At 58.5% G+C, this 11,570-nt stretch carries 10 protein-coding genes; 3 read left to right on the top strand and 7 right to left on the bottom strand.

The window, feature by feature from the left end:
- Positions 1-7: 7 nt before the first annotated feature.
- The 3 genes from ftsY to ACWJJK_RS02560 all read right to left on the bottom strand — a co-directional run bounded on the left by ftsY (position 8) and on the right by ACWJJK_RS02560 (position 3,586).
- Entirely contained in the window at positions 8-2,020 is a 2,013-nt protein-coding gene (gene ftsY / locus ACWJJK_RS02570) for a signal recognition particle-docking protein FtsY (protein ID WP_454128621.1), read from the bottom strand.
- 209 nt (positions 2,021-2,229) lie between these two features.
- Positions 2,230-2,832 (bottom strand): hypothetical protein, encoded by a 603-nt coding sequence (locus tag ACWJJK_RS02565; protein ID WP_077732506.1) that lies wholly within the window; start codon positions 2,830-2,832, stop codon positions 2,230-2,232.
- Between the two features lie 28 nt (positions 2,833-2,860).
- Positions 2,861-3,586, bottom strand: a complete 726-nt coding sequence (locus ACWJJK_RS02560) for an SURF1 family protein (RefSeq protein ID WP_240507096.1) — start codon at positions 3,584-3,586, stop codon at positions 2,861-2,863.
- Positions 3,587-3,649: 63 nt separating this feature from the next.
- On the opposite strand from ACWJJK_RS02560, the gene ACWJJK_RS02555 reads away from it, so the two are divergent.
- Complete coding sequence (locus tag ACWJJK_RS02555) at positions 3,650-3,898, top strand: twin transmembrane helix small protein (RefSeq protein ID WP_077732507.1); 249 nt, start codon at positions 3,650-3,652, stop codon at positions 3,896-3,898.
- A gap of 277 nt (positions 3,899-4,175) precedes the next feature.
- On the opposite strand, the gene ACWJJK_RS02550 is transcribed toward ACWJJK_RS02555, so the two are convergent.
- From ACWJJK_RS02550 to gap, 3 genes are read right to left on the bottom strand one after another with little or no spacing between them, the layout of a single operon-like run.
- Positions 4,176-5,174 carry a class 1 fructose-bisphosphatase gene (locus ACWJJK_RS02550; protein ID WP_156880828.1) on the bottom strand — a complete coding sequence of 333 codons (999 nt, stop codon included), beginning with the start codon at positions 5,172-5,174 and terminating at the stop codon, positions 4,176-4,178.
- Positions 5,175-5,233: 59 nt separating this feature from the next.
- Positions 5,234-6,670, bottom strand: coding sequence for a pyruvate kinase (gene pyk, locus ACWJJK_RS02545; RefSeq protein ID WP_156880827.1), 1,437 nt, complete (start codon positions 6,668-6,670; stop codon positions 5,234-5,236).
- Positions 6,671-6,688: 18 nt separating this feature from the next.
- Positions 6,689-7,702: a type I glyceraldehyde-3-phosphate dehydrogenase gene (gene gap, locus ACWJJK_RS02540; RefSeq protein ID WP_086135118.1), complete on the bottom strand. Its 1,014-nt coding sequence runs from the start codon at positions 7,700-7,702 to the stop codon at positions 6,689-6,691.
- Between the two features lie 305 nt (positions 7,703-8,007).
- Between gap and ACWJJK_RS02535 the strand changes: the two genes are divergently transcribed.
- Positions 8,008-8,418 carry a hypothetical protein gene (locus tag ACWJJK_RS02535; RefSeq protein ID WP_077732511.1) on the top strand — a complete coding sequence of 137 codons (411 nt, stop codon included), beginning with the start codon at positions 8,008-8,010 and terminating at the stop codon, positions 8,416-8,418.
- Positions 8,419-8,459: 41 nt separating this feature from the next.
- Positions 8,460-10,814, top strand: coding sequence for a Lon protease family protein (locus ACWJJK_RS02530; RefSeq protein WP_240502652.1), 2,355 nt, complete (start codon positions 8,460-8,462; stop codon positions 10,812-10,814).
- 278 nt (positions 10,815-11,092) lie between these two features.
- On the opposite strand, the gene ACWJJK_RS02525 is transcribed toward ACWJJK_RS02530, so the two are convergent.
- The gene (locus ACWJJK_RS02525) at positions 11,093-11,341 is read right to left on the bottom strand and encodes a YfhL family 4Fe-4S dicluster ferredoxin (protein WP_077732513.1); all 249 of its coding nucleotides are present in this window, start codon (positions 11,339-11,341) and stop codon (positions 11,093-11,095) included.
- Positions 11,342-11,570 lie beyond the last annotated feature (229 nt).

Genomic DNA, 11,570 nt, shown 5'->3' with positions numbered 1-11,570 from the left:
CGCCGCCTTACTCTGCAAAAAGAGCATCCACAAATTTCCGCGCATCGAAATCCTGCAAATCATCGATGCCCTCGCCGATCCCGATGAACCGGATGGGCAGCCCGAACTGCTTGGCCAAGGCGAAAATAACGCCGCCTTTGGCGGTACCGTCGAGCTTGGTGAGCGCGATGCCCGTCAGCCCGACCGCTTCGTTGAACAGCTTGGCTTGGGAAATCGCATTCTGGCCGGTGCTCGCATCGAGCACCAAGAGCACCTCATGCGGCGCGGTCTCGTCCAGCCTGCCCATGATGCGCTTGATCTTGCTGAGTTCCTCCATGAGATTCGATTTCGTGTGGAGACGTCCCGCGGTATCGGCGATGAGCACGTCGACGCCCCGCGCCTGGGCCGCCTGCACCGCGTCGTAGATGACCGAAGCCGAATCGGCCCCGGTATGTTGGGCGATCACCTGGACGTTGTTCCGCTCGCCCCAGGTCTGCAACTGCTCTACCGCCGCAGCGCGGAAAGTATCGCCGGCCGCCAGCATGACGCTGTGGCCTTGGTTTTGAAGACGCTTGGCGAGTTTGCCGATGGTCGTGGTCTTGCCCACGCCGTTCACGCCCACGACCAGGATCACGAACGGCCGCGTCTCGACCGGAATGTCGAGCGGAACGCTGACGGGCCGCAGGACATCGTATAAATACTCGCGGAGGCTGGCCGCCAAGGTGCCGACATCGGCTAGCTGATCCCGCTCCAGACTTTCCGTCAGATGGCGAATAATGTCCTGAGTCGCCGTCACGCCGACGTCGGCCATAAGCAACTGGGACTCGATGTCTTCCAAGACGTCGCGATCGATGGCCTTCTTGCCGAGCGCCAGCGTACCCAGAAATCCGGTCAGACCGCTGCGGGTTTTCCCGAGCTGGCTTTTGAGCCGAACGAACATGCCCTCCGGCGTGGGCCGCGCAGGCACCTTTTCGACGGGAACCGGCGGGACGACCGGCGGCAAGACCTCGGCAGGCGGCGCGACACCGATGCGCTCGACGGCTTCCTCGCGCGCGGGCTCTTCGGCTTCGACTCGGCGCGGCAGGCGGAGATAAAGATAGGCATGGAGCACATTCAGCCAAAGCAGCGCGGCCACGGCATGGTGCGCGACCGCCACGGCGACCGGCAGGCGCAGCAGCACCGCTGCGATCCCCAAGCTGATCTCCGCCAGCAGCAAAAAGCTGAGGAGCACACCGGCCTTGCTCAGGTGGGGCACCTTACGATTCGAGGTAATGCCCATGGCCAACAGGCTGAGGACCAGAAATACCGCGACGGCTCCGATACGGTGCGCCCAATGGATGGCGATGCGGGCGTCCAGCGGCAATCCGCCTCTCTGATACTCGGGACCGGTACCCCGCCAAAGCGTAAAGCCGTCGACGTAATCGGCATCCGGCCACAGCGAACCCATGCACGTGGGGAAATCGGGGCAGGACAGCGCAGCGTAATTGGACGATGTCCATCCGCCCAGAAAAATCTGCGCGAACAACAACAGCAAAGAAAAACCGCTCAAGCGGCGCAGCCAACGGGTGTCCCCGACCGGCAGAATCTGCGGACTCACCGTGCGGTATAACCAATACAACAGGGCAAGCGTCACGAACCCCGCCATCAGATGGGCCGTGACGATCGCTGGCATGACCAGGAATTTCACCGTCCACATGCCGAGTAGCGCTTGTCCGACCACCAGGGCAAGGCTTGCGTAAGTCAATGCGATCGCCTTGCCCCGGTTTTCCCGCACCCGGAATACGAGTCCCGCCAGTATCAAAACCGAAACGCCCAAGGCTCCGGCAAGATAGCGATGAATCATTTCTTTCCAGGCTTTGGCCGCGTCGAACGGCGTCTGCCGCAACGCCTCGGCGATTTGCGGCTCTTCGACGATCATCTTTCCGTAGCAGCCGGGCCAATCCGGACACCCTAGCCCGGCATCCGAAATGCGGACATAGGCTCCCATCGCCATGACAAAGAAGGCGAGAACCAGGGAAAAAAGCGTTAGATTTCTGAACATAGTCCCACTTTGTTATTGTCGTTTCGAGGTTCCAGCACGACGATCCGGAACGATTAAAGGTTCTGCTTTAGAGCATTTTTCACCACCGTAGGTCGGCAATCCCTTGCCGACGAAAACGGTTTGTCAACCCGCGGCGTCGGAAAAGGATTCCCGACCTACCAGGGCGCTAAACCGCATCGGAGAATGTTTCGAAGGCTTGGGCATCCGATTCAGCCGATCTGGGATGCGCGAAGCAAATGCTTTAAATCCTTGAGCATGCCGTAAGGATCGAACCCGGAGTCGTACCATAGCGCGGCATTCCCGAACGGATCGATCAGAATCACCATGTCCTCGGTCAAAGGCTTTCCGACGACGGCGGCCAATTTCTGCGATAACGCCCCGCTCGTCACCGCCACCAGCAAGGTTTCATCGTCATTGAGCACGGGAGCGAGATCGGCGGCGGCGGAATCGTTTCCGAGCAGCAGCAAACGGCGCACCCTCGGAATTTCCTTGTTCAGCATGAGCCGGATCTGCTTGGTCTTATGAATCGTTTCCGCGCAAGGGTCGCCGCACCTATCCGGAATCACGTGGAGCATCACCCAGCGACCTTTGATCTCCGACAATAGCTCGCTTCCACGGACGGGGTGCGCGAGCAATTCGCCGTAATCGATAGGGCTCGGCGGCTGGATCAGGCTGCCGTAGTTGCTGCGCTTGGTGATCAGCTGCGGATTCTTGGCGTAGTACCAAGCCAGCCCGAAAGGAATAATGGATATTAGGGCGATAAAAATGATCAGGGCGCGATTTCGCCACAGAGAGTTCTTTGCGGTAGACATGGGAAGAATGGGTGAAAAATTAGGGAAATTATTGCCTTCGAGGCTGTAATTTGACGCCGTGGCGAACATATAACACCAGGCCGATTAACGCGAACAGAAACCATTGAAGCGCGTATCCCAGGTTCTTTCCGGGATCGAGGTGGGTTTCCTTCCGAGCCCGGATGTAAGCTTCGTCCACCGTTTCATCCGCCAGAACCTGATAGGGAAGGACCGTGTAGCCCAACCGCTCGCCGATGCGTTCAGGATCGACGACCTGGACCACGGCCGGCCAGCCAGCCGCGGGTATTTCAGCGCCTTCGAGCCTTAAACCAACGCCCGGAAAGCGGTCCACCGAGCCGGCGATTTGTACGCTAGCCTGACGAATATCCACATCGGGCAGTTCGGCTCGGCTTGCACCCATGGGTATCCAGCCGCGGTTCACCAAGACCGCCGAGTCCGTTCCGGCAATGCGCAGAGGAGTCAATACGTGATATCCGGGGCTCTGCTGGTGGACCTGGTTATCCAATAGGAATTGATGTTCCACGTCGTACTCCCCGGAAACGATGACTCGCCGGTATCGCACATCCTCCAAGTTCGGTTCTTCGGCACCCAAAGTCAGCGGTTCATCTTGCATCCGCTGCTGATGCAATGCGATCAAGCTTTTTTTTTCGTCGGCTCGATGCAACTGCCAAACGCCTAAGGAAATGAACAGGGGAAGGACCATGATCGCTATCAGCGAAGCGGTCAGCCCCGGTTTGAAGCTATAATCGCGCAATCGCCACCTCCGGGTGAAAACATCCGGTGCCCGCACCACCTCAAACTAAAAGACAATCTAGTTGTGAAAGTTCTCATCATTCTGCTCCTCCTGGTCATCGTCGGAAGCCTAGGCACGGCCCTGGTTTATCTCGTCAAGGACCGCACCCGTTCTCCCCGAACGGTCAAAGCCTTGACGGTGCGCATCGGCTTATCCATCGGCCTGTTCATCTTATTGCTATTGGCTTACCGCTTCGGCCTTCTGCATCCCCACGGCCTTCCTAAAGTCCAGCAGGGAAACCAAGGGCAAACCGAAGGTTTGCGGCAGCCTTAATCGCCGGAGCGGATGCGCAACGCGTGTTCGCCGCGCGCATTCTCGCATCGTCTCAACAACACTATGATACCCGGCGCAGGCATGAATTAGGGATTTCGCAGTCTATGGATTTTGGCTGGCCGTAGACTGTAGGGTGGATTAGCGGAGCGTAACCCACCGATTCGAGGTCGCTCGGTGGGTTACGGCCTCACGGCCTAACCCACCCTACGCCAGAAACATGAATCGGAACCTTGTTTCTGCCACGTCCCAGAGGGAGAGATGAATGCCTACCGATAGATTACAGGTGATAAGACACCACCCGCTCGACTTCCGCTTTTGATCCCAAAATCACGGGGACGCGCTGATGGATGCCGGCAGGCTCGATGTCCATGATCCGCTGGCGCCCGGTCGAACTGGCCCCTCCCGCCTGCTCGACGATGAAGCTCATCGGATTGGCCTCGTACATCAAGCGCAGCCTGCCTGGCTTGCTGGCGTCGCGGGTGTCGTAGGGATACATGAAGATGCCGCCCCGGGTCAAAATGCGGTAAACCTCCGCGACCATAGACGCCACCCAGCGCATGTTGAAATTCTTCTCCCGGCCGCCGTCCTTGCCTTTGAGACATTCCTCGATATAACGCCTGACCGGTTCTTCCCAATAGCGCTGATTGGACATGTTGATGGCAAACTCGGAGGTTTCCTCGGGAATCCGCATCTTGGGATGCGTCAAAACGAATTCCCCCACATCCCGGTCCAAGGTAAAGCCGTTCACGCCATTGCCGGTCGTCAGCACCATCAGGGTGGTCGGACCGTAGGTACAGAAACCTGCGGCGACCTGCTTGGTCCCCGGCTGGAGGAAATCCGCCTCGGTGGGGTTGTCCCGGCCTTCGGGCGCCCGAAGGATGGAAAAGATCGTACCGACCGTCAGGTTGATATCGATATTGGACGACCCGTCCAGAGGATCGAAGCAAATCAGATATTTGCCCCTCGAATAACTCGGCGGAATCTGGATGATTTCGTCGTTTTCCTCCGACGCCATCGCCGCAAGATGGCCGGTCCACTCCAGCGATCGGATGAAAATCTCATTGGAGATCACGTCCAGTTTCTTCTGCGCTTCGCCCTGGATGTTTTCCGAACCCGCGATACCGAGATTGCCGGCCAGACCGCCGCGATTCACCTCGTGCGCAATCGCTTTGCAGGCGGTCGCGATATCGCTGAGCAGCATGGTGAACTCGCCCGTGGCGTTCGGATTCTTGCGCTGCTCGTGGATGAGAAATCGCGTCAGATAGTCGCCGTTCATGTTTTCTCCCTCATGACGAAAAAAGCAGGAATCGACAGCCCCGAACGGCGGCCCGCACGTTATACGGTTCCGACTCGGGCAATCTTCAAGGCGTTGGTACCGCCGCGCACGCCGGTAAGATCACCTTTGGTCAGGATGACCAGGTCGCCCGGCTTGACCAGATCGCGGCTCAGGAATTCGTTGATGATCTCCCGGTTCAGCACCGCGTGGTCGGATGTCGTGCTGTAAAAGCTGATGGGATAAACGCCGCGATAGAGAGTCACTTTGCGGCAGGTCTTTTCGTGCTGGGTCAATGCGTAAATCGGGATGCCGGAACTGATGCGCGACATCCACAGCGGCGTCGATCCCGATTCCGTCTGCGCGCCGATCGCCTTAACCGGCAAGTGATTGGCGATATACATGGACGCCATCGCGATGGCTTCGTCGATGTAGTCGAACGTCTCGTCGATACGATGGGTGGACTGCCGAACCCGCGGGTGCAGTTCGGCCTCCTTGCATATCCGGACCATCGCCGCGATCGCCTTGTCCGGATATTTGCCGCTGGCCGTTTCGGCGGAAAGCATGACCGCATCGGTGCCATCGATCACCGCATTGGCCACATCGAACACCTCCGCACGAGTCGGCATCGGGCTGTGGATCATGGATTCCATCATTTGCGTGGCCGTTATGACCGCACGGTCCCGGCTTCGCGCCAGCTTGATCAGATCTTTCTGGACCCACGGCAACTGGGCATCGCCGATTTCCACCCCGAGATCGCCGCGTGCCACCATGATGGCGTCGGATGCATCGACGATGGATTCGATCACGCCCGGCTCCAGGGCCTCGGCGCGCTCGATCTTGGCCACGATCCCCGCCTCTCCCCCGGCGGCGCGCAGCAAGTCCCGCGCTTCACGGATATCCGAGGCGGATCGCGGAAAGGATACGGCGAGGTAATCGGCATCGATTTCGGCGGCCGTCCTGATATCCTCCCTATCCTTGTCGGTCAACGCGGCGGCGGATAAACCGCCGCCCTGCTTGTTGATGCCCTTGTGGTTGGACAACTCGCCCCCGAGGACCACCCGGCAGACGATCCGCGAACCTTCTATCCTGTCGACGCCCAATTCGATGCGACCGTCGTCCAGCAACAGAACGTCGCCAGGCTTCACGTCCCTGGGAAGATCGGAATACAGGCACCCGACCTGACGTTCGTCGCCTTGGTCCGGGGGGAGAGCCGTGTCGAGATCGAAGCGCGCGCCTTCCCGAAGATGAACCTTGCCGTCCCCTTGGAAACGCGCGATCCGGATTTTGGGTCCCTGCAAATCGACCAAAATGCCGACATGCCGATTCAGCTTGCGGCTGATCGCCTTCACCGCTTCGGCGCGCTTCTTGTGGGTTTCGGCGTCGCCATGGGAAAAATTGAGCCGGACGACATCGATGCCCGCTCTTATGGCCCGCTCCAAAATGGCCGGATCGTCGGTCGCCGGTCCCAAAGTCGCTACGATCTTCGTTCGTCTCATTGAATTAATCGTTCGTGTCTAGCTAGCTTCCATCAAAGCCACCGTGGCATCCAACATACGGTTGGAGAAGCCCCACTCGTTGTCGTACCAGGCCAGTACTTTGACCATGTTGCCCTGCATGACCTTGGTGAGGGTCGCCTCGTAAATAGAGGAGCGGGCATCGTGATTGAAATCCATGGATACCAAGGGCAGATCGTTGTAACCGAGAATCCCCTTCAACGAACCTTCCGAGGCCTTGCGCATGATGTCGTGAACCTCGTCCTTGCTGGTCTTGCGCGACGCGACGAAAGTGAGATCGACCAGCGAAACGTTGATGGTCGGGACTCGAATCGCGAAACCGTCCAGCCGGCCGGCCAATTCGGGCAATACCAATCCGACCGCCGCCGCGGCGCCGGTCTTGGTGGGGATCATCGATTGCGTGGCGGCCCGAGCGCGACGCAGATCCTTGTGGTAAACGTCGGTCAGCACCTGATCATTGGTGTAGGAATGGATCGTAGTCATCAGACCGTGCTGAACGCCGATCGCCTCGTGCAAAGGCTTGACCAGCGGCGCCAAGCAGTTAGTCGTGCAGGAGGCGTTTGAAATCACCGTATCGGTTGCCTTCAGAGTCTGATGGTTGACGCCGTAAACGACGGTAGCGTCCACGTCTTCTCCCCCCGGTGCCGAGATGATCACTTTCTTCGCCCCCGCTTCGAGATGGACCGATGCCTTGGCCTTGGAGGTGAATATGCCGGTGCACTCGTGGACGACATCTATGCCCAGATCGCGCCAGGGCAACTTGGCCGGATCCCGCTCGGCAAACACGCGTATCCGGTCGCCGTTGACGATCATGTAGTCGCCATCCACCGAAATTTCTCCCGGAAAGCGTCCGTGTACCGTATCGTATTTGGTCAAGTGCGCGTTGGTATTGGCGTCGCCCAGATCGTTAATCGCTACGATTTGAATTTCCCCGGTCCGTCGCGACTCGTACAACGCCCGCAGGATATTTCGCCCAATACGGCCATATCCGTTGATAGCAACTTTTATCGTCATAGTTTTTCTCCAAACTCAAAGGGTAACGGTGCTGATGAGATGGTCTTTTATGATTCTTGAATTGGACTGACCTCGTCCGGACGCGTTCACGCTGGCACTTGGAACGGAGAGTGAGAACTGACTCGACATGCCGGGGCTTTCCACTAAATTCATACCAGAAGTGGGACGCCAGCAGTGCTTACATCCCGGCTTTCTTGACAAGTCTGCCTTTCGAATATAGCAAACTCACACTTTGTATTCCAGATGGTTGAAACTGGCCGGGCTAAGCGTTAGCGTAAGCTGGAACCTATTGCAAGGGCGGCGAGATGTACACGAAAGAAATCTTTTATCGTACCCGAGAGCTCAAGCGGGAAAGGCGCAATCTGGCCGCCGTCGTTTACAACCGGTCGAGAACCCTGCTTTATCGAAGCGGCGAAAAGGCTTTGTTCGTCCCTATCCGCAGCATGCAGTATCTGGCCGTGATCGATCCGGAGGAAACCGTCTTTCTGGATGGCGCCGTTTCCCGCAGCAATATCGTGCTCGCCTGGCAGAATTTTCGATCTTCGGAGCGCAGCGCCCTGGACCAGCCGGTCCCTTACGACGCGGTTTATTACACCGAAGACTCACTGAAGATCATGCCGCGCATCCAAAGCGAATTTCCGCGCGCACTACAGCAGATGGACCGGAAAATGCGGAGTGCCTCCACATCGGAAGCCAAGATCGTTCCGTTGAAATAGCTTTCCGACCGCCAAAAAATACCGCTGCCAGCATATCCCCGATGACGAACTCTTACGGAATGTCCGGGCTTCCTCCCGCAGCTCTCAAAGCTCGCATTCGACCGGAGGAACTGCCCTTCGCCACAACCGAGGACCTGGAATCCTTTCGCGGCATGCTGGGACAGAGCCGGGCGCAGACCGCCATCGCCTTCGGCGTCGCCATGCAAAGACCGGGCTACGACATCTACGTGATGGGCGAAGCCGGAACCGGACGGCTTTCGCTGGTGACCCATTACCTCAAAGCGCGAGCCAAGGAGCGGCCGTCTTCGAGCGACTGGGCCTATATCAACAATTTCGACGACCCGCGCAAGCCTTTCGCCCTGCAACTTCCGCCGGGCCAGGGAAAATCCTTGCTCGCCGATATCGAAATGCTGGTCGACAATCTGCTCGCAACCTTTCCGGCTGCCTTCGAGAATCCGGCTTATCAAAGGCGCAAAACGGCCATAGATCGGGAGGTCAAGCAACGTTACAACCAAGCGGTCGACAAAGTCGAACGGCGCGCGAAAGACCTTAAGATCGCCCTTTTCCGCGACGGCGACACCGTAGTGTTCAGTCCCTTGGTTAACGGCAAGCCCGCCGACGAAGACGACTTCGCCGCCTTGCCGGATACCGAAAAGTCCAGCTTTCACAGCCACGTCCGGGATTTGGAGGACTATCTCAACGAACTCCTCTCGGAAATGCCGCAATGGAAGCGCGAAAGCATCAACCGGCAGCGACAGCTCGATGCCTCCACCATCGACGAAGCCATAGAGCCCCTATTGGCCGGCCTGCATCAAAAGTATGCCGACCTGCCGGCGATACTCCAGTATCTGGCCGACATACGCCGCAACCTGCCTCGCGTGGTCGCGGAACACTTGGCCGAAGACCGAGGCCATGAGGCGCATGAAGAATCAACACGACGAGCCGTTCTGATCACCCAATACGCCCCGCGGCTGCTGGTCAGCCACGGCCCCGATATCGGGGCGCCCGTGATCTACGAGGCAAATCCCAATCACCCCAACCTGTTCGGACGCCTCGAATACATCAGCGAGCAAGGCACCCTGACCACGCATTACCGCCTGATTTATCCGGGCGCGATGCACCAGGCCAACGGAGGCTATTTGATCATCGAGGCCGAAAAGTTGCTCGCCGAGCCCCACGTCTGGCCGACCTTGAAGCGAACGCTCAAGACCCGGCAAATCAAGATCGAGCTTCCCGCCGAAGAGCAACCCTCCGTCGCTCCGACACTCGATCCGGACGTGATCCCGCTGTCCGTCAAGCTCGTTCTGGTCGGCTCTCGCGAACTTTACTACCTGCTCCAGTCCATGGACCCGGAGTTCAACGAACTGTTCCGGGTTCTCGCGGAGTTCGACGACGATATCCCGCTGACGTCCGCATCGGTGCTGGATTTTGCGCGGCTCATCAAAACCCATGCCGAAGCCGACGGGTTCAAGCCCATAACGGCCGATGCCGTCGCCCGGCTGATCGAGTTCAGCGCACGGGAGGCGGAACACCAGGAGCGCTTTTCCGCGCGCGTGCACGATGTGTTCGAACTGGTCGCCGAGGCGGAGCAATTCCGTGGGCAGGAAGGCGCGGAGACAATCGCCGAACGGCATATCCAAAAAGCCTTGGCCGCCAAGGAAGAACGGCTCGGACGCATCAGCCGGATTCTGCTGGAAGACATGATGAACGACACCATTCTGATCAACACCGACGGCGACTCGGTCGGCAGGATCAACGGCCTGACCATACTGGAAATCGGGGACGTGCGGTTCGGCATGCCGGCGCGCATCACCGCCACCATTTATCCCGGCAGCCGCGGCGTAGTGGACATCGAACGCGAGGCCGAACTGGGGCAGGCCATACATTCCAAAGGCATCATGATTCTTTCCGGGTATCTGGGCCACAAATATGCCACGGAATTCCCCTTGGCCATCTCCGCCAACATCGCCCTGGAACAATCCTATGGCTATGTCGACGGCGACAGCGCGGCCCTCGCCGAAGTTTGCGCCTTGATTTCCGCTCTCACCGGGATACCGCTCGCACAGGCCTTCGCCGTCACCGGCTCCATCAACCAATACGGCGAGGTACAAACGGTGGGCGGCATCAACGAAAAAATCGAGGGCTTCTTTCGCCTGTGTGAAGCACGGGGGCTTACCGGCAGACAAGGCGTCGTCATCCCGAAAGTCAACATCCGCAACTTGATGTTGAAGGATGACGTCGTCGACGCCGTCCGCCGCCGCGAGTTCGCGGTTCATGCGGTGAACTCGGTGGATCAGGCCCTGGAACTGCTGACCGGGCAAAAGGCCGAGGACATCAATCGACTCGCCGTGGCCAAGCTGCGGCAGATGGCCAGGCACGCGGAGCGGAAATTCTAAAGAGTTTCAAGTCGAGAGCCGGCGAGGGCTGCCGCCCCTTCGACACGACTCAGTGTAGCGGGCACATTCGTCGGCAAAGGATTGCCGACCTACGCTAAGTCTGATGTGGACCGGGATAAGCCGCTAGTGCATTTTTCACCGCGGTTTAGTGATGCGGATCGGGAGAGTCGTAGGTCGGCAATCCTTTGCCGACAAAGACATCGAAAGGGGTTCCAGACCAACTCAATTTTGGAACAACGGTCGGCCTTATCCGGACCTGCATCGCTTCGTGTAGCGCCTTACCCCTTGGTCAAAGCCAAATATTTTTCGTATAGGGAATCGCGGTCTTCCGAGTAATCCGGATCCTTTTGAATGCAGTCCACGGGGCACACTTCCATGCATTGCGGCTTATCGAAATGCCCGACGCACTCGGTACAGAGCGCCGGATTGATTTCATAAATTTCTTCGCCCTGCGAAATGGCGCCGTTCGGGCACTCCGGCTCGCACACATCGCAGTTGATACATTCGTCGGTAATAATCAGAGCCATAACAATCTCACTAAAAACGTGTTCCAAAAGCGTCGCGAGCGGTCCGAAGGCAGGCCCCGTTCGGGGCGGCTCCCACTGATGGGAGCCGCAACACAAGGCCCGGAGTGTGCATTGAGTACATGACGAGTGCTCGCCGCTTCCTGCCGGCTCGGGCTACGCCTTGTGCTCCGCACGTCCCAATCCGCTCCCGGCGGATTTGGTCCCACACCTTCGCAACGCCGCTCTCGAA

It is taken from the genome of Methylocaldum gracile (assembly GCF_053646815.1).
The sequence above is the reverse complement of the archived record's forward strand: the minus strand, read 5'-3'. Positions and strand labels throughout refer to the sequence as shown.

Bases quoted from the DNA above. Each gene is read 5' to 3' on its own strand.
- ACWJJK_RS02550 (WP_156880828.1), bottom strand. From the start codon at position 5,174: ATGAACGGCGACTATCTGACGCGATTTCTCATCCACGAGCAGCGCAAG.
- ACWJJK_RS02530 (WP_240502652.1), top strand. From the start codon at position 8,460: ATGACGAACTCTTACGGAATGTCCGGGCTTCCTCCCGCAGCTCTCAAA.
- ACWJJK_RS02525 (WP_077732513.1), bottom strand. From the start codon at position 11,341: ATGGCTCTGATTATTACCGACGAATGTATCAACTGCGATGTGTGCGAG.
- ACWJJK_RS02535 (WP_077732511.1), top strand. From the start codon at position 8,008: ATGTACACGAAAGAAATCTTTTATCGTACCCGAGAGCTCAAGCGGGAA.
- ftsY (WP_454128621.1), bottom strand. From the start codon at position 2,020: ATGTTCAGAAATCTAACGCTTTTTTCCCTGGTTCTCGCCTTCTTTGTC.
- pyk (WP_156880827.1), bottom strand. From the start codon at position 6,670: ATGAGACGAACGAAGATCGTAGCGACTTTGGGACCGGCGACCGACGAT.
- gap (WP_086135118.1), bottom strand. From the start codon at position 7,702: ATGACGATAAAAGTTGCTATCAACGGATATGGCCGTATTGGGCGAAAT.
- ACWJJK_RS02565 (WP_077732506.1), bottom strand. From the start codon at position 2,832: ATGTCTACCGCAAAGAACTCTCTGTGGCGAAATCGCGCCCTGATCATT.